Annotated in this window: 12 protein-coding genes; 9 read left to right on the top strand and 3 right to left on the bottom strand. The window is 71.2% G+C overall.

Translation table 11 applies throughout. The annotated features are described in order from the left end of the window. Positions 1-81 precede the first annotated feature (81 nt). Positions 82-651: a TetR/AcrR family transcriptional regulator gene (locus tag JJ691_RS31970; RefSeq protein WP_211763301.1), complete on the top strand. Its 570-nt coding sequence runs from the start codon at positions 82-84 to the stop codon at positions 649-651. Positions 652-708: 57 nt separating this feature from the next. Further along, the gene (locus JJ691_RS31965; RefSeq protein ID WP_211763300.1) at positions 709-1,320 is read left to right on the top strand and encodes an FMN-binding negative transcriptional regulator; all 612 of its coding nucleotides are present in this window, start codon (positions 709-711) and stop codon (positions 1,318-1,320) included. Positions 1,321-1,326: 6 nt separating this feature from the next. Here JJ691_RS31965 and JJ691_RS31960 read toward each other — a convergent pair whose 3' ends face one another. Next, the gene (locus JJ691_RS31960) at positions 1,327-2,484 is read right to left on the bottom strand and encodes an HNH endonuclease signature motif containing protein (RefSeq protein WP_211763299.1); all 1,158 of its coding nucleotides are present in this window, start codon (positions 2,482-2,484) and stop codon (positions 1,327-1,329) included. Positions 2,485-3,021: 537 nt separating this feature from the next. Between JJ691_RS31960 and JJ691_RS31955 the strand changes: the two genes are divergently transcribed. The 3 genes from JJ691_RS31955 (at position 3,022) to JJ691_RS31945 (ending at position 7,755) form a co-directional block, all read left to right on the top strand. Then, positions 3,022-5,241: an ATP-binding protein gene (locus JJ691_RS31955; protein ID WP_211763298.1), complete on the top strand. Its 2,220-nt coding sequence runs from the start codon at positions 3,022-3,024 to the stop codon at positions 5,239-5,241. A 129-nt stretch (positions 5,242-5,370) separates the two neighbouring features. Beyond that, complete coding sequence (locus JJ691_RS31950) at positions 5,371-6,828, top strand: hypothetical protein (protein WP_211763297.1); 1,458 nt, start codon at positions 5,371-5,373, stop codon at positions 6,826-6,828. Positions 6,829-6,909: 81 nt separating this feature from the next. Next, entirely contained in the window at positions 6,910-7,755 is an 846-nt protein-coding gene (locus JJ691_RS31945) for a CPBP family intramembrane glutamic endopeptidase (RefSeq protein WP_211763296.1), read from the top strand. Here the strand turns inward: JJ691_RS31945 and JJ691_RS31940 are convergent. Continuing rightward, positions 7,752-8,990 (bottom strand): aspartate aminotransferase family protein, encoded by a 1,239-nt coding sequence (locus JJ691_RS31940; protein ID WP_211763295.1) that lies wholly within the window; start codon positions 8,988-8,990, stop codon positions 7,752-7,754. The two genes, JJ691_RS31945 and JJ691_RS31940, sit on opposite strands and share 4 nt — an antisense overlap. 83 nt (positions 8,991-9,073) lie before the next feature. On the opposite strand from JJ691_RS31940, the gene JJ691_RS31935 reads away from it, so the two are divergent. Continuing rightward, complete coding sequence (locus tag JJ691_RS31935; protein WP_211763294.1) at positions 9,074-9,967, top strand: LysR family transcriptional regulator; 894 nt, start codon at positions 9,074-9,076, stop codon at positions 9,965-9,967. Between the two features lie 22 nt (positions 9,968-9,989). Here JJ691_RS31935 and JJ691_RS31930 read toward each other — a convergent pair whose 3' ends face one another. Further along, complete coding sequence (locus JJ691_RS31930) at positions 9,990-11,321, bottom strand: hypothetical protein (protein ID WP_211763293.1); 1,332 nt, start codon at positions 11,319-11,321, stop codon at positions 9,990-9,992. 180 nt (positions 11,322-11,501) lie between these two features. Between JJ691_RS31930 and JJ691_RS31925 the strand changes: the two genes are divergently transcribed. From JJ691_RS31925 to JJ691_RS31915, 3 genes are all read left to right on the top strand, one after another. After that, entirely contained in the window at positions 11,502-11,801 is a 300-nt protein-coding gene (locus JJ691_RS31925) for a WXG100 family type VII secretion target (protein ID WP_211763292.1), read from the top strand. A gap of 69 nt (positions 11,802-11,870) precedes the next feature. Continuing rightward, positions 11,871-16,244, top strand: coding sequence for an FtsK/SpoIIIE domain-containing protein (locus tag JJ691_RS31920; RefSeq protein WP_211763291.1), 4,374 nt, complete (start codon positions 11,871-11,873; stop codon positions 16,242-16,244). Between the two features lie 10 nt (positions 16,245-16,254). Beyond that, a complete protein-coding gene (locus tag JJ691_RS31915; RefSeq protein ID WP_211763290.1) occupies positions 16,255-18,138 on the top strand; it encodes a hypothetical protein in 1,884 nt (627 codons plus the stop codon). Positions 18,139-18,140 lie beyond the last annotated feature (2 nt).

Raw genomic sequence — 18,140 nt, 5'->3', positions numbered from 1 at the left:
ACCCCAGTTAGTAGACGTTGACGTTCACTATGACGGAGAGTAGTCCTGTGGTTAGTGGACGTCAACGTCTACTATCGGGTGGTGAGCCCTGGTCACGTCCGCTCCCGCCGTCGCGGCCCGGAACTGGAACACGCCCTCTACGAGGCGGCCCTGGCGGAACTGGTCGAGGTCGGCTACGGCCGGCTGACCATGGAGGGCGTCGCCGCCCGGGCCCGCACCGGCAAGGCCGCCGTGTACCGACGGTGGTCGAGCCGGCAAGCCTTGGTGCTCGACGCCGTGCGGCACTCGATGCCGCCGCTGCCGGGCTTCGACCCGGCGATGCCGCCTCGCGACAACCTGCGGGTGGTCTTCGGGAAGCTGTGCGGCGTCTTCGCCGGCGAGACGTCGTTCCCCGGCCTGGCTGTGATCACCGGGCTGCTCGGCGACTCGGCGCTGCGGGACACCTTCGTGGAGGCGATCGTCCGCCCCCGGCTCCAGGTGATCGAGTCCATCCTGGCCCACGCCGAGCAGACCGGCGATGTCGCGCCCGGGGCGCTGTCGCCGCTGGCCCCGCACATCGGCCCGGCGATGATCATGCACTCGTTCCTGCTGACCGGCGCGGCCCCGAGCGAGGCGGACATCACTCGGATCATCGACATCGTGCTGCCCTGATTCTGTGCAGCGCCCGGGCCAGACAATTTGGCCCACCTCTCGTGTGAGGATTGACCGATGTACGTGCCCGCCCACTTCGCCCCCGACGACGACGCGGTCCATGAGCTGCTGACCAATCACGGTGCCGCCGACCTGGTCACCGCCACCCCCGACGGCCTCGTCGCCACCGTGCTGCCGTTCGTCTACGACCGTGAGCGCGGCACCCTGCGTGGGCATCTGGCCCGCAACAACGACCATTGGCGCCAGGAGGTCCTCGGCGACGCCCTGGTGATCGCCCGTGGCCCCGACTCGTACATCACGCCTTCCTGGTACGCCTCCAAGTCCGAGCATGGCCGCGTCGTTCCCACCTGGAACTACGTCACTGCCCATGTCCACGCCACCCTCACCGTGCACGACGACCCGTCCTGGGTCGCCACCGTCGTCCGCGACCTCACCGACCATCACGAGCGCACCCGCCCCCACCCCTGGTCGGTCGACGACGCCCCTCCGACGTTCGTCGCCGGCCAGCTCCGCGCCATCGTCGGCGTCGAGCTCTCCATCAAGCGCATCGAGGCCAAGTTCAAGCTCAGCCAGAACCGCCCGCCCGCCGACATCGACGGCGTGATCACCGGCCTCCGCGACCAGGGCGACCAGGCGGCGGCGGACGCCGTGGCGCAGCATCGCCCGTGAGCACGGCTATTCAGTTGCCGGGTTTGCTTGGCCTGGGGCGGTGAACTGCGGCCGCCCCTCAACCACCTGCACGGTCCATCTGCTGTGGTGCATCAGCCTGTGATGCATTCCGCACACCAGAACCAGATTGTCCAGACTCGTCGGCCCACCCTGGGCCCAGTGCACCGCATGATGCGCGTGACATTGCCGGGGTCTCCTCAGACACCCCGGAAACGCGCACCCTTTGTCCCGGATGATCAGCGCCCGCCGTATCTGGTTCGGTATCGTCCGGCTCGCCCGGCCGATGTCCAGCGGCTCCGACTTCGCCCCCAGCACCACCCGCATCACCTTGCTGTCACAGCCGATCCTCCGTACCGAGGCCGCGTCCATCGGCCCCATGCCCTCGACGTCGCCGGTGCCGCGCTGCTCCTGAAAGTCCTTGAGGGACATGGTCAGCGCCAGATGCGGCCGTTCCCCACCCGCCGCCGGCAGGTCCTCGCTCGCTGAGGCCATCTCGATGATCTCCGCCAACGCGTCACCCTGCCGCTCCGCCGTGGTCCGGGTGTCGCCGGCCGAGGTCGGCTTGGCCAACGGGTCGATCAACGCCGCCCACGTGGCCCCCGTCTCCGGGTCGACCTTGCCGCGAAACACCACCGACCCGTCCTTCCGGCTGGCCAGGTGCAATTCCCGTTTCGGCTCCGCCAGCTCCCGGTCATCAGGCGCTTTCCCGTCCTGGTCAAGCAGTTGCAGGATCCGTTGCCCCATCGTCCGCAGCGTCGCCCCGTCAAACCCGGCGGCCTTCTCCACCAACTCGGCCTCGACCCGGTCCCGATCACCCTCGGGCGCTTCCGCCAGCGTCTTGTCGATCACGGTCAGGTGCTGTTTGCTCAGCACCCCCTCGTGCGCCGCCCGGCGAATCCCCGCACGCTGGAACAACTCCGCGTGCCGGACCAGATCCTTCGCCTCGCTCCGGGTCACCCGCCACTTCGCCATCAGACCAGCAACGATCGCCGACAGGTCATCCTTCGACCGGGCACTACGACCCCACAACTCGGCTACCACATCGACCAGTCGCACGTAATCCGCTCGACGACGAGCCTCGATCTGCTCCCCGGCCTCCCACAGCGCCCCCTCATCCAGCCGCCACCACTCGGCGTCGGCCGGCACATCGAGGATCGCTGTCATACCCCCATTCTACCGCCCACAGAAGATCGATTTCCCTTACCCTCCAACGAATACCCAAAAGCGTGACGCTTCAGCCTCCCTTTAGGAAAGCGCTTTCCAGCAACCCGTTACCCGCCAAGTCAAACCAAGCCCCATCCCCCTTCCTGTCCAAAGCCCTCTGTAAACGCGCCCACCCACTCAACCGACGCCGCGCCACCCACCCCAACCACCCACCTGAACCGCGCAACCGCGGCCCGCCACCCCTCACCTCTCCACGCTCACACCCGCATCCGCACCCCAACTTGCCGAAAGCGGCCGGGGGTGGTGCTCACCCGCGGCCGGCGCCGATCCGACGGTGGTGGTCACGCGACCCTGCCGAACGACAGGGCTGCCCTCTTCTCCATGCCGCTGCTCCTTTGACCAGAGTGTTCTCGCCGGCACAAGGCTTGCCCGAACGGGCCGGACGTGGTCGGCTCGACTCCTATCGTGGAGGCAGGCCCGCGGCCGGGCCAGGCAACGCGACCGGCAATGTGCTGCCGGTCGGAGCAGGGGGGATCCGTGTCGGAGGACAGGCGGGATTCGCCCATTCGGCGGTTCCGGTTGCGAGCGGGGCTCACCCAGGAAGAGGTGGCCGACCGGTCCGGGCTGTCGGTGCGGACGATCCGGGGACTGGAGAGCGGGAAGCAGCGCAATCCTCAGCTCGCGTCGTTGCGGCAGCTGGCCGCGGCGATGTCGCTGGACCCGGCTGAGTCCGACGAGCTGCTGGCCGAGCTGGGCGTCATCTCGCCAACACCGTCCGGGCCGGCTGTGCCGCGCCAGCTGCCGGCCGCGCCGGGCCTGTTCACGGGGCGTGATCTCGAACTGTCGGCCATCGACGGCTCGACCGCCGTGATCACGGCGATCGCCGGTCCGGGCGGGATCGGCAAGACCTGGCTGGCGCTGCGCTGGGCCCACCGCAATCTGGACCGGTTCCCCGACGGGCAGCTGTTCGTCGACCTCCGCGGCTACAGCCCCGACAGCGAACCGGCCGAACCACTGGCCGTCGTGCGGGGTTTCCTGGAAGCGCTCGGTGTCTACGCCGGCCGGGTCGGCGGCAGCCTCGACGACTACACCGCCCTGTACCGCAGCCAGCTCGCCGACAAGCGGATGCTGATCGTGCTGGACAACGCCGCGACCGCCGAACAGGTCGTGCCGCTGCTGCCCGGCTCCGCCACCTGCGCCGTGCTGGTGACCAGTCGTCGGATCCTCACTTCGTTGCTGCACCGGCATTCCGTCAACCATCTGTCGCTCAGCGTCTTCGGCGAGGACGAGACCCACGAGGCGCTGGCGGAACGTCTCGGGGACAAACGCCTGGCCGCCGAACCCGAGGCCGTGGCCGAGCTGGTCGAGCTGTGTGGGCGGTATCCGTTGGCGCTGGCCATTGTCGCCGGCCGCGCGCACGCCCGTCCCGACATTCCGCTGGCGGAGTTCGCCACCGAGCTGCGTGAGTCCGGTTTGGACGCATTCGACGACGGTGACGACGCCGCCAGCCTGCCGGCGGTGGTGTCCTGGTCGGTACGGGCGCTGAGCGTCGAGCAGCGCGTTGTGTTCGGGCGTCTGGGTGTCGCGCCGGGCGGCGACATCAGCCTGCCGGCCGCCGCCAGCCTGGTCGCGATGTCCCTGCCACAGACCCGAAAGGCGTTGCGGGAAATGGAAGACGCCTCGCTCATCCGGCGCCAGCCCGGCGACCGGTACGCGATGCACGACATCATCCGCCGCTACGCGGTCGACACCGTGCACAACCACATCGCCGAAGCCGATCGGGAAGCTTCGCTGCGCCGTGTCCTCGACTTCTACGTTCACACCGCCCATGCCGCCGACCGTTTGCTTGCGCCGCACCGACCCGTCGTCCCGCCCGGCCCGCCGTCACCCGGCACCCACACGATTGCGCTGGCCGACTACACGGCCGCGCTGGCCTGGTTCGACGCCGAACACGCCAACCTCCTGGCCGCGCAGGAAACCGCGGTCGCCCACGGCTGGGCCGAAACCACGTGGCAGGTGGCCTGGACCCTGGCCCCGTTCCACACCCGGCGGCCGTTCGAGCGTGAATCACTGGCGCTGTGGCTGGCCGCGCACCGCGCCGTTGATCAGCTGCCCGACCCCGAGATCCGGCTCCGCACCCTGCGGCGTCTCGGCGTCGCGCACAGCGTCATGGGCCAGCACGACGAGGCCATCGCCCGGCTGGACCAAGCTCTGGCGCAAGGGGGTGAAGCCGGCTTTACCCACTACGAGCTGTCGGCCGCGTGGGCCCGTCACGGCGACTACCGGCGGGCCCTGGAGCACGCCACCCTGGCCCTGGACCTGGTGCGCGGCACCGGGTTGGACGTCTGGGAAGCCAGCGGGCACGTGCAGGTCGGCTACTGCCTGGCCCGCCTCGGCGAGCTCGACGCCGCCCACCGGCACTACCAGGAGACGCTGCTGCTCGACTACCACGACAACCCCGTTGTCGCCTTGGACATCGAACTCGACCTCGGCTACATCGCCCACCACAACGGCCAGAACCGCCACGCCGTCCAGCACTATCGCCGGGCCCTCGCCCTGGTGCGCCCCATCGGCCACATCTACGCGTACGCCAAGACCCTGCACCGCCTCGGCCACGCCCAGGTCGCCCTCGGCCAGCACGACGCCGCCCGCGCCGCCTGGGAGGAGACCGTCATGCTGTGCCGGCAGCTCGGCCACACCGAGGACGCCGACCACGCCCGCCGCCACCTCGACGAGCTCGGCCTGCGTGACCGTTAGCCGCCAATGGGGACCGGTCCCAGCGGTGGGGCCCTAGCTTGGTCCGGACGGGCGACTCCCGGCCGAACGCCCGCGGCGCCGTCCCGGACACGGCTAACGTCGACCACGGCGACAAGTAGGGGGACCGCGATGGACTACCCGCCTTTCGAGCAGCAGTACACGGCCTACCCGCCGCCCGAGCCGGAGCCGACACCCACGCCGCGGTCCCACGATCCGGTGGCGGTCGCGGTGGGCAACGCGTCTCTGTTGAGCGTCGGCTACTTCATGCTGGGCCGGCCGCGGCTGGCGGTGGTCACCCTGGTGATCACGGTGGGTCTGCTCGCGCTGCTGGTGACGACGGTGCCGACACTGGCGTTCGAGATCCTGATCCTGTTGTGGTGGCTGGTCCTCATCGGGCACGGCTGGTTCCTGGCCGGCGGCCGGACCCGAGGGGTGGTGCTGTGGTGGCCGCAGCGCGCGGTGGCGCTGGTGGTGACGGTGTTGGTGCTGCTGGCTTTCGGCCTGCTGCGGTTCGACGACATCACGATCGGCCAGACTGTGGCGCAGGCCCGGCAGAGCGGCAACTGCGAGCAGGCGCTGACCGCGATGGATGGGGTGTGGCTGGGCAACCGGCTCGCCGACGCCCCGTCGACCGCCGACGGTGATCTGGCCGTGCAGGCGTGTCAGCGGCTGGATGTGGCCCGTAGCAAGCTCACGACCGGCCTGACCGGCGACAGCAACGCCCTCAAGGCCGGCTTCGACGGCCTCGGCGCGGTGCTGGCGGATCTGCCCGGCCACGAGAAGATGGTCGACGTGGCGCTGAGCGGCTTCCTGGCCGGCCTGCCCGGCAAGGACCCCTGTCACGCCGCCGCAGTCACCGACTGGCTCCGCCAGCGCAAGCCGACGCACAATGACCTGGACCGGTCGGCGGCGGTGGTGCCGAAGGTGGCCCCGGACGCGCTGGTCGGCTGCGGCGACAACCTGATGTCCAGCAATGACTGGGAAACGGCCCGCAAGCGCTACCAGCAACTGCTTGACCAGTACCCGGGCAACGCGCTCACGGCCAAGGCCCAGGACGGGGTCACCAAGGCCACACAGGCCATCGAGCTGGCCAACGTCCGCCGCCTGCTCGCGGACACCACCGACGGCCAGCCGGCCTACTGCAGCCAGCCGGCGCAGTACAGCGCCGCCCCGGCGTACGGGCACGGCGTCAACCCGTCGCTGATCTACGGCACCGACGAGTACGCCCAGGAGCTGCCGGGAGGTTGGCAGGTCAGCGATCCGGCGCAGGCCGTGGTGGTGATCTGCGCCGGCACCAAGGACTACGGCGACCCGGTGCAGACCTGCCCGTACACGGCCGAGAGCGGGGTCTTCAGCACCATCCCGACCGACGTGACCTTCCACAAGATCGCCGTGCCGGTGAAGGCGTACGAGCTGCGGACCGGGAAGCTGATCACCGACAAGGCGGTCCAGATCGGCGGCGCCAGTTGCCCGGACACGATCCACTGGTCCAGCGCCCTCGACGACTCGCCCCCGCCCAAGGACATGTACGTCACGTCCTCGCCGCCCGACGTGGTCGCGGCGTTCGGCACGGTGATCAATCCCTGACGCTGTCCCCCGTGGGAGCTACCGCCGATTGTCGGTTGCAGGGGGATGGGGCGGGCCGCGGAAATTCCTAACGTTTCCGGCATGACAAACGACGCGCTCCTCCCCGCCGCCGAGCTGTCGACCGCCCGCCGCCGGCTGCGCAGTTTCCGGGTGCCGGTGCTGATCGTCGCGATGGCGGCGGTGCTGGTGATCACCCGCCTGCTGAACATGGCCGTCGAGGACGTGCCGATCCTGGCCCTGCTGATGGGCCTGGGCACCGCCGCCGCGGCGATCGCCTGCTACGCCTGGCTTTCCCGGAAGGTCGAGGCCCGGACCAGCATCACCGAGCTGCCCCGGGCCGGCCGGTGGTCGTCGCTGGTGAAGGGCTTCGGGCTCGGCTTCGCCGCGTTCACGGTGGGGATCACGCTGATCGGGATCCTCGGCGGCTGGTCGGTCGGCTGGGGCTCGTTCGGCGCCCTGGTCGGCGGCTTCGGGGCCATGGCCAGCGTGGCGGTGAACGAGGAACTGCTGTTCCGGGGCGTCGTCTTCCGCATCCTCTCCGAGCGCGCCAACATCGTGGTGGCGTTCGTGCTGTCCTGCCTGATCTTCGGCTTCGCCCACGCGGTCAACGCCAACGCCAGCCTGCTCGGCCTGCTCTCCATCGCCATCCAGGGCGGTTCCCTGATGGCCTCGGCCTACCTGGCCTCCCGCTCGCTGTGGCTGCCCATCGCCATCCACTGCGCCTGGGACGTGGCCGAGGGCAACTTCTTCGGCGTGCAGAACTCCGGCACCGAGCAGACCGGCCTGCTGCACACCGTGCTGACCGGCCCGGACTGGCTGACCGGCGGCTCGTTCGGCCCGGAGGCCAGCCCGGTCACCTGGGTGGTCTGCCTGTCCCTGTCGGCCGTCCTGCTGCTGCGGGCCCGCCGCAACCGCGCGCAGGCCTAGGCGACATCGCCGATCGCCGAGTCCAGAATGGACAGACCGAGGTCGATCTCCTCCTCGGACGCGGTCAGCGGCGGCGCGATGCGGAACACCCCGCCCATGCCCGGCAGCTGCACGATGTTCATGTGCAGCCCGAGTTCCAGGCAGCGGCGGGTGACCCGCTGGCCGAGATCGTCGGAGACGAGTTCCAGACCAGCCAGCAGTCCCCGGCCCCGAACGTCGGCCACCACGTCGTGGTGGCCGGCGATTTCGTCCAGTCCCTTGCGCAGCAGGCCACCCAGGTAGTGGGACCGGTCGTCGAGGCCGTCGCGGACCAGCACGTCCAGCACCACATTGCCGACGGCGGCCGGCAGCGGGTCGGAGACGTGAGTGGTGAAGAACAGATAGCCCCGGTCGTGGGCCGCCTGCTCGATCTCGGCACTGGTCACGACCGCGGCCAGCGGCAGGCCGGCGCCGAGGGTCTTGGACAGGGTGAGGATGTCCGGCACGATGCCGTCGCGCTGGAAGGCGTACCAGGAACCGGTGCGGCACAAGCCGGTCTGCGCCTCGTCGAGGATCAGCAGCATGCCCCGCTCCCGGCACTTCTCCCGCAGGGCCAGGAAATAGCCGGCCGGCGGCTCGATCACCCCGCCGGAGCTGAGGATCGGCTCGACCAGGCAGGCGGCGAGGCTGCCGACCGACTGGGCGTCGATCATCTCGAAGCCGAAGTCCAGCTGCTGCCGCCAGTCCGGGCCGACCGGCGCCGGCAGCGCGAAGTTGCCCGGCGCGTTCGGGCCGTAGCCCTTGCGGCCGGCGCTGTAGGTGGCCCCGGCGGCGGCCTGGGTCATGCCGTGCCAGGACCGGGCGAACGACACCACCTCGTGCCCGCCGGTGACGAGCTTGGCCATCCGCAGCGCCGCCTCGTTGGACTCGGCCCCGGTGGTCAGCAGCAGGACCTTCTCCAGCGGCATCGGCAACGTCTCGGCCAGCCGCCGGGCCAGGTCGACCACCGGGCGGCTGAGCATGCCGCTGAACAGATGGTCCAGCTTCGCCGCCTGCTCCCGCACCGTGGCCACGATCTCCGGGTGCGAGTGGCCCAGGATGGCGCTCATCTGCCCGGAGGTGAAGTCCAGGATCTTCCGGCCGTCCTCGGTGAACACGAAGCTGCCCTCGGCGCGGTCGATGATCTCGCGGGTGAAGTCGGCCCGGCCGGCGTAGCGGATCAGGTGTCGGTCGGCGTCTGCCCAGAAATCAGCCATGGCTTGACGGTAGGAGCAGCGTGAGCGACACGTCCAGCTCACAAATCCGGTTTGGCTGTACGGTTCTGCCGAACAATAGGGCCATGCTGAACCCGTGGCGGCTGCGGCTGCTGAGCCGGCTGGACACGCTGGGCACGATCCGGGCGGTGGCCCAGGACGCCAACCTGAGCGCGTCGAGCGTGTCGCAGCAACTGGCGGTGCTGGAGACGGAGACCCGGACCCGGCTGCTGGAGCGCACCGGCCGTCGGGTGCGGCTGACGCCGGCCGGGCAGATGCTGGCGCGGCGGGCGCGGGCGATCCTCGATCACATGGACACGGTCGAGGCCGAGTTGCGGGGGCTGCGCGAGGAGCCGGCCGGCCTGGTGCGGCTCGGGGCGTTCCAGAGCGCGATCCGAACCCTGGCGCTGCCGGCGGTGACGCGGCTGGCGGCCGAGCACCCGCAGTTGGACGTCGAACTGCTGGAGTTGGAGCCGCACGCCAGCATCCCGACGCTGCGCGGCGGCGACGCCGACGTGATCATCACGACCACCGACTTCGTCGAGCTGCCGCTGGGCCCGGATCTGGAGATCGTGCCGCTGGCCACCGATCCGGTGGTGCTGGTGGCCTCGCCGGACCGCCCGATGCCGCGCGGCCCGGCCGAGCTGTCGGCCTACGCGGGGGAGCCGTGGGCGCTGGACATCCCCCACTCCTACATGGCCAATCTGACGCTGCGCCTGTGCCGGGAGTCGGGCTTCGAGCCGCGGGTGGCCTGCCGGTTCAGCAACTACCTGATGACGCTGCAACACGTCGAGGCCGGTCTGTCCGTCGCGCTGCTGCCGGAACTGGCCGTGGATCCGCGATATCGGGTCGTCACCAGGGAACTGGCGTCCCCGGTCAGCCGCACGATCACCGCTGTCGTGCGGCGGGGTTCACCGCGGCGGGCCGCGGTGAACCTGGTGCTCAACGCCTTGCGGGAGCAGCCGATCATCCATCCATAGTGGACGGATGATCGGCCGCCCGTCACGCCGTGGCCACGAGGGTGCGGTCCAGCCAGGGCAGGTCCATCGTGCCGTCGCGATGGACCTGGCAACGCCAGTGCGCGCCGGGAACGTCGCCGACGATCAGGGCCAGCCAGGTGCTGCCCCGCGTGCCACAAAGCCGTGCCACCTCGGCGCTTTCGGTCTGCGGCGCGGACGCCGGGACGGCGACGACGCCGGTGAGGCGGTGGCGTTGCGCGGCCGCCCGGACTGGGGTGTCGAAGACCGGCCGCTGCGGACCGATGACCGTGGCCAGCTCGCTGCTGTGCCGGAACTGCCCGACCCGCTCGGGCATGCCGGGCAGCGCGCCGAGCACCGCGACCCGCAGATCGGGGTGGTAGGTGGTGATCTGGTTGAGCAGCGCGCCCAGCACCTCGTCGGCGGTGGTGGGGTCGCCGCCGAACGCCACCACGCTGTCGCAGTAGCTGAGGTCGACGAAGGTCTGGCGGTCGACCGAGCCGCCGATCCGCACCGGGCGGAAGTCCACATCGGACGGATTGGCCGCGTAGTTCGTCCACCGTGGCCGGGACCAGCCGCGTTCGCCGTCGGCCTGCCACGGGGGCGGTGGCGGCACGTCCGGCGCCGGCAGCACGCGAACGGCGTCGGCGGTGAGGTCGGCCGCGACGGGGCCAGCGATGGCCGGCGACAACGCCCGGGTGGCCTCGGCCAGCGCGGCCCGGACCGCGCCCGGGCCGGCGGTGTCGCCCTGCCACTGCCGGGCCAGCTGCTGGCGCACCTTGCGTGCGCGACGGCGGCGGCCGGGGGCGGCCAGGCGTGCGCCGACGGCGCTCACCGACCGGCCGATCCGCCGCGCGGCCCGGCCGGCCTGCCGGCGCAGGAGAATGAGCAGGGTCAGCGCCAGCAGCAGCACGCCGCCAATTACGGCCAGGACCACGGGAATCTGGACACCCTCGTCCACGCCCGCCGACTGTGTACCGTTGTCCCTTCCGAATTGCACGAACGGACCGGACGCGTCGGCCGGCAGGCGCAATATCCAGCCCGGATTCAGCGGCTGGTTCTGTGTGGTAAGAGAGGCGCCGTCCGACTGCGTTCGCCCCTTGTTCAGGTCGAAGATCTCGGATGATCGCGCAGCGTTGCCGAGCGTGCGCTGTGCGATTTCCGGCAGGGTGTCGGCGACCCCGTTGTTGTCCGCGGCTGACTTCACCACGTACACCTTGATCAGGCCGTTGTCCTGGGCATTCGCCGCCCCGACGGCCGGGCCGGCGGTCAGGGCGAGCACGGCCAGCAGGGCGGCCAGGAGTCCACCGAGGATCCCTGGCGGACCGCCTGCCCGGCGCGCGGACGGACACGTCATCGGGGTCGCCTCCAATTCTCTGGGCCCCAAGCGGGAGCCGCGATCGTGACACGTAATATCGCGCCGACCGGTTCAGCGCATCTCTTCAAAGTCGATTGAACTACTTCGCGCATCCATCCGTGTCCATGGCGGAGCGCGACCGAGCGCCGTATCTGAAGAACCATCCAGTGAGGACGTGACATGCCCGACTTCGCAGTCAACAGCGACACCACCGCGCAGACCTCCAGCGCTCTGCTCAACGATTTCTCGCAGCTGACCGACAAGCTGACCGAGGTCCGGGGCAAGATCCAGAACCTGCTCAGCGACGGCTACAAGACCCCGGCCGCGCAGCAGAAGTTCCAGCCCTTCTTCGACGAGTTCGCCAAGGGCTTCGACCAGGTCAACCAGTCCCTGCAGGGCATCGGGCAGTACGTCAAGAGCGTGGGTGACGCGTTCGACAACACCGACAGCCAGCTGGGCTCGTCGCTGCCGTCGAACTGATCATCCCCTGTGGACGCACGGCGCCGCCCCTCGTGGCGCCGTGCGTCCCACCCGTTCCCGGAGGAAACCGTGCGTTTCACCATCAACCTTCTCGATCCGGGCTCGCCGGGTGCGACGCCGGTGACCATCGAGACGGAGCCCTCGCTCCCGGTTGCCGCGCTGGCCGGCGAGCTCGCCCGGGTGCGCGGCTTGCCGCCCAACGCCCCGCTCTTCCACGGCGCGGCGCCGCTGGATCCCCGCACCACCCTCACCGCCGCCGGTCTGCGTGACGGCGTCTCGCTCAGCATCGGCGCGCCCGGCCCGGACGGCGACGAACCCGCTGGCGTGGTGGAGATCCGCGTGGTCGGTGGCGCCGGCGCGGGCACGATCTACCGCCTGCTCGTCGGCGAGTACGACCTCGGCTCCTGGCCGGGGTGTCGCTTGTGGATTCCCGGCCCCGCGCCTGAAGTCGCGGCCCGGGTCCGGGTGACCGCGCAGGGCGAGATCCACGTCGAGGCCCGCACTTCCGGCGTGAAGCTCGGCGGCGACGAGCTCGAACCGGGCAAGGCCACGCCGTGGCTGCTGGGCAGCCAGGTGTCGGTCGGCGCGACGCTGATCGAGATCGCCCCGGTGACCCGGCCGCGCGCGTCCATCACGATCAGCGAGGACGGCGTCGGCCGCGAGTTCAACCGCCCGCCCCGCTTCGTGCCGCCCACCGCGCAGTCCCGGTTCCGTTACCCGGCCAAGCCCGGCGACCCGCCGCAGGCCCCGGTCTCGCTGATCACGGTGCTGCTGGTGCCGGTGATCGCCGCGATCGTCACGGTGGCCATCAGCGGCAACTGGAAGCTCATCTTCATCGGCCTGCTGTCGCCGCTGGGCGCGCTGCTGACCCGGTCCGGCAGCAAGCGCCGCTCGCAGCAGGACTACGACCGCCGCGTCAAGACGTACGACGAGACCATGGAGCGCATCGGCAGCGACATCGAGATGGCGTTGCTGACCGAGCAGCACGCGCGCCGGCTGGCCCATCCGGACCCGGCCGCGTTGCAGGCCACCGCCATCACGCCGTCGGACCGGCTGTGGGAACGCCGTTGGCGTGACATGGACTTCCTCGACCTGCGCATCGGCACCGGCGCGATTCCCTCGCAGGTGCAGGTGGAAGACCCGTCGCAGGACGAGAACCGCCGCACCAACGTGCCGCTGCTGACCGAGGTTCCGGCGACCGTGCCGATCCGCACGGCCGGTGTGGTCGGCCTGGTCGGCGACATCGGCCACGCCAAGTGGCTGGTGGCCGAGGCCGCCGTGCTGCACAGCCCGGTCGACCTGCGCATCATGATCCTCAGTGGTGCGCCGGCGGCGCAGAGCGAGGCGGTGTGGGGCTGGAGCCGCTGGCTGCCGCACACCCAGCCGCAGGGCGAGGACGCGTATGCGTTGATCGGCAACTCCACGGCGTCCATCGCCCGCCGGGTCGCCGAGCTGACCGCGCTGATCGCCGCCCGCACCGCGACCAAGGCCGCTTCCTCGGACGACACCGTTGGCGCGCCGGACATTCTGGTCGTGCTGGACGGCGCTCGTCGGCTGCGCGCCCTGCCCGGCGTGATCGGACTGCTGCGGGACGGCCCGTCGGTCGGCGTGTACAGCATCTGCGTCGACACCGACCCCCGGCTGCTGCCCGAGGAGTGCCGCGCGCTGATCCTCGCCGAGGGCCCGGCGCTGCGCCTACGCGTGCAGAACCGGCCCGACGTCGCCGGTCTGCGCCCCGATCTGCCCTCGCCCGCCTGGTACGACCACGTGGCCCGGGGCCTGGCCTCGCTGCGGGCCGGCGGCGACGACGAGGACTCCGCGCTGCCGAACTCCGCGCGGCTGCTGGACTTGCTCGACCTGGAGCCGCCCAACGCCGACGCCATCCGGGCCCGGTGGATCGCCCAGCCGCGTAGCACCCGGGCGTTGCTGGGGGCCGGGTTGGACGGCGAGTTCGCCGTGGACATCGTCCGGGACGGCCCGCACGCGCTGATCGCCGGCACCACCGGCTCCGGCAAGTCCGAGCTGCTGCAAACACTTGTGGCCACGCTGGCCGTGGTCAACCGGCCCGACGAGATGACGTTCGTGCTGGTCGACTACAAGGGCGGCAGCGCCTTCGCCGAGTGCGCCGACCTGCCGCACACCGTCGGCCTGGTCACCGACCTGGACACGCACCTGGTGGAGCGGGCCCTGGTCTCGCTCGGGGCCGAGCTGCGCCGCCGCGAGCAGCAGCTGGCCGCCGCCGGGGCCAAGGACATCATCGACTACACCGACCGTCGCCGGCGCGACCCGTCGCTGGCACCCATGCCACGCCTGATGATCGTGGTGGACGAGTTCGCGTCCATGATCCGCGAGCTGCCGGACTTCGTGCCCGGCCTGGTCAACATCGCGCAGCGGGGTCGGTCCCTGGGCATCCACATGGTGCTGGCCACGCAGCGGCCGTCCGGCGCGGTGACCGCCGACATCCGGGCCAACACCAACCTCCGGATCGCCTTGCGCACCACCGACACCGGCGAGAGCCGGGACATCATCGACGCCCCGGACTCCGGCGAGCTGTCGCCGCGCACCCCGGGCCGTGCCTACGCCCGGCTCAGCGCCGCCGCGCTGCTTCCCTTCCAGGCCGGGCGAATCGGCGGTCGCCGCCCCGGCACCGCGGCCGCCGCCTCCCGGCCGTCGACCGTGCAGCTCAGCGAGATCAGCTGGACCGAGATCGGCGAACCGGTGGTCCGGGTGAAGGCCGCCGGCGGTGGCCAGAGCGAGGGCGTGCTCACCGACATCGCGGTGCTGGTCAGCTCGATCTCCGAGGCCGCGCAGGCCGCCGGTATCCCGCGTCAGCCCAGCCCTTCGCTGCCGCCGCTGCCGGAAGTCCTGCCGCTGGACGAGGTTCCGGCTCCGCCGGTCAAGGAAACCGGGCTGCCGGTCGTGGCCTGGGGCGTCATCGACCTGCCGGCCGAGCAGGCCCAGGTGCCGCTGGTGCTGGACCTGGACCGCTCCGGGCACCTGCACATCGGCGGCGCCGGCCGTAGCGGCCGGTCCCAGGCGCTGCGCACCCTCGCCGTCGCGCTGGCCTCCGCGCACAGCTCGGCCGACCTGCACATGTACGCCATCGACTGCGGCAACGGTGCTTTGCGGGCACTGCAAGATTTGCCGCACTGCGGCGCGGTCGTCGACCACCGCAGCCCGGAGCGGCTGGGCCGGCTACTCGACCGTCTCGGCGAAGAACTCCGCACGCGCCAAGGACTTCTGGGCGCACGCGGCGTGGCCGACCTGGCCGAGCTCCGGGAGCGCAGCGCGCCCGCCGAGCGGCCGGCGCACATCGTCGTGCTGGTCGACCGGTTCGAGGTGTACGACCGCGACTTCGCCAGCTTCGACAACGGCAGCTACCTCGATCGGTTCCTGTCGCTGCTGCGGGACGGCGCCAGCGTCGGCATCCACATGGTGCTGACCGGCGACCGGGTGCTGGGATCGAGCCGGTACGCCTCCACCACCGAGGACAAGATCGTGCTGCGGGTCAACGACGCCGCCGACTGGTCGATGTTCGGCATCCGGGTCAAGGACGTGCCCGACGCCCTGCCGCCCGGCCGGGCCCTGCGCGCCTCCGACGGCGTCGAGGTGCAGATCGCCGTGCTGCCAACGGGTTCGACCCCGCCGGACATCTCCGGCTCCGGGCAGGCGACGGCCATCGCCGACGTCGCCGCGAAGCTGGCCGCCCGTGATGCGGACGTGCCGGCGCAGCTGCGCCCGTACCGGCTCATGGCGTTGCCGGACGAGATCGACTACGCCGGCGCGGTCGCCGCGTCCGGTCCGCGGCCGGGCCCGATGTGGGCGCTGGTCGGCGTCGGCGGCGACAGCGTCACCGGCATCGGCACCGACCTCAGCCAGACCTCGACGTTCATGATCGCCGGCTCGCCGCGCAGCGGCCGCAGCACCGCGCTGCTGACCATGGCGCGGTCGCTGATCGAGGCCGGCACCGGCGTGCTCGTGTTGGCCCCACGGCGTTCCCCGCTGCGGGAACTGGCCGGGCTGCCCAACGTCGCCGGCGTGCTCACCGATCCGGACGTGCCGCTGGCCGACTTCCGGCAGGCGCTGCGCGGCGTGACCCAGCCGACCGGCGTGGTCGTGCTGGACGACGCGGAACTGTTGCTGCAAGCCGAAGTCGCCTCCGATCTGGCCGCGTTGGCCCGAGGTGCGGCCGGCGAGGGCTGGGGCCTGATCGCGGCCGGCAACGCTGACGCGCTGTCCACCGCGATCGGCGGCTGGGCCGCGCAGATCCGGCGCAACCGCACCGGCCTGATCATCGCGCCGCAGGCCATCACCGAGGGCGAGGCCATCGGCGTGCGGCTGCCCCGTGGCGTCATCGGACAGCAGCCCCGGCCCGGGCGGGCCTACCTGCACCTGGGTGACAACCGGCTGATCGCGGTGCAGGTCCCCAACACCACACTCTGAGGAGGTTCTCGTGGCACGGCGCCATACCAGCGGTTTCGAGGTCCTCGGGTTCGGCTCCGACCCGACCCCCGGGGATCCCGACGTCATCCTGAACCAGATCGTCCCCACCTACACCTCGCTCGGCGACGACGCCCAGAGCGCGTTCGACGCCCTGCGGGGCAACGCCATGGCCAACGGCACCGGCAAGACCATGGACGCGCTGCGCACTGTCATCGGCAGCAAGTACCCGCCCAAGCTCCAGCAGACGGCGGACTCGTTCCACGGCGCGGCGCAGGTGTACCACACCTACGCCCAGTCGCTGTCGGACGCGCAGAGCCAGCTCGACCGGGCCATGGACCAGGCGCAGTCGGTGGCCGGCACTGCGGCCCAGACCGTCACCCCACCGCCGGCCGACGCCACGCCCGAGCAGCAGAGCGCGGCCAAGTCCCAGCAGCAGAGCATCGACCAGGCCAACGCCGACCTGACCGCGGCCAAGAGGCTGGCCCAGGACGCCAAGGACCTGCGCGACCAGGCCGGGCACACGTTCAACAAGCAGCTCGGTGACGTGTCCACCGTGCCCGAGCGCAGCTTCTTCCAGAAGTTCCTGGACTTCTTCGAGCACAACCCATTGATCAAGATCCTGATCGACGTGGCCATCGCCATCACCACGGTGTTCTTCCCGGTGGTGGGGCTGGCCCTGGGCGCGGCCGCGTTCATCGGGACAACCGTGCTGGACACCATATCCACCGGCCACTTCGACGTCGGGTCGTTCGTCGCTGGCCTCGCCGGATTCGCGCTTGGCGGGCTCGGCGTGGCCGCGAAGTTCCTGCCGGCGGTGGCCAAGGGGCTGAGCACGGTCAACTCGCTGGGCAAGAGCATTCCCGGCGTCGGCAAGCTCATCTTCGAGGCCAGCCCCAACCTCGCGACGAAGGGCCTGGCCGACGGGGCCAAGCAGGTGGCCAAGAACTTCGCCAAGGGCTTCGGCATCCAGGGCGGCATCAGCTTCGGCACCGGGCTCGCCTCGACCGGCATCAACGACGCCCTGTCCGGCAAGCAGTTCACGCTCAAGCAGTTCGAGCAGATCGGTCTCGGCGCGCTGGCCGCCGGGGGCATCGGCGGCGCGCTCAAGGTCGGCGACGGCGCGATCTTCAAGGACCCTGACGTGCCCGGCGTCAAGGTCAGCCCGGCCGAGGGCGACGCCCCGCCGATCACCACCGCCCCCAAGTCCGACGGCGGGCTCACCCCGCCCAAGGCCGACACCCGTCCCGACGGTGTGGCCGACTCGGCCGCGGTGAACTCGCCGCCGTCGATCCACGTGACGCCGCCGTCCGACGCCCCGGCCGTCAACACCGTGCCGCGGCCCACCGGCGACGGCCTGACCCCGCCGCGCGCCGACACCCGTCCGGACAGCGTCGCCGACCCGGGTGCCGCCGGGACTGCGCCGCCGACCGCTCCGCCCGCCGCTCCGCCTGCCCCGCCTGCCCAGCCGGCCGAGGGGCCGCAGATCACAGTGACCCCGCCCGAGGGCGGGCCGGGCGTCCGGGTCACTCCGCCCGACGGGCCGCCACAGAGCCGAGGCACGTCGCCGGCGGACGACACCCCGCTCGCCGCCAGCGACGGCAAGCCGTCCACCGTGGACCCGAATGGCCCGCCCGACGACCCGGGTTTCAGCCACGAGGGCTCCTTGGGGCGGAAGGGCTTCGATGCCGCCAACGGGGTCATCCAGAACGTCGGCAGCCAGTCGGCCCAGGTCGGTGTGGCCGTCGGTATCGGCAACGACGAGAAGGACGACAACGGCGACGTGGGCACCGCCATCGCCGACGGCGCCACCACCGCCCTGCCCGGCTCGGCCAGCGGCCCCACCGGAGCGCCGGTGATCCGCCACATCACCGGCGGCCCCGGCTTCCGCAAGTAACC

Source organism: Kutzneria sp. CA-103260 (genome assembly GCF_018263855.1).
Taxonomy (GTDB): Bacteria; Actinomycetota; Actinomycetes; order Mycobacteriales; family Pseudonocardiaceae; genus Kutzneria.
This window is presented reverse-complemented; position numbering and strand designations above follow the sequence as displayed.

What these genes read in the sequence shown, in the direction of transcription:
- JJ691_RS31965 (WP_211763300.1), top strand. Translation starts at nt 709, where the DNA reads ATGTACGTGCCCGCCCACTTCGCCCCCGACGACGACGCGGTCCATGAG.
- JJ691_RS31960 (WP_211763299.1), bottom strand. Translation starts at nt 2,484, where the DNA reads ATGACAGCGATCCTCGATGTGCCGGCCGACGCCGAGTGGTGGCGGCTG.
- JJ691_RS31950 (WP_211763297.1), top strand. Translation starts at nt 5,371, where the DNA reads ATGGACTACCCGCCTTTCGAGCAGCAGTACACGGCCTACCCGCCGCCC.
- JJ691_RS31945 (WP_211763296.1), top strand. Translation starts at nt 6,910, where the DNA reads ATGACAAACGACGCGCTCCTCCCCGCCGCCGAGCTGTCGACCGCCCGC.
- JJ691_RS31940 (WP_211763295.1), bottom strand. Translation starts at nt 8,990, where the DNA reads ATGGCTGATTTCTGGGCAGACGCCGACCGACACCTGATCCGCTACGCC.
- JJ691_RS31935 (WP_211763294.1), top strand. Translation starts at nt 9,074, where the DNA reads ATGCTGAACCCGTGGCGGCTGCGGCTGCTGAGCCGGCTGGACACGCTG.
- JJ691_RS31930 (WP_211763293.1), bottom strand. Translation starts at nt 11,321, where the DNA reads ATGACGTGTCCGTCCGCGCGCCGGGCAGGCGGTCCGCCAGGGATCCTC.
- JJ691_RS31925 (WP_211763292.1), top strand. Translation starts at nt 11,502, where the DNA reads ATGCCCGACTTCGCAGTCAACAGCGACACCACCGCGCAGACCTCCAGC.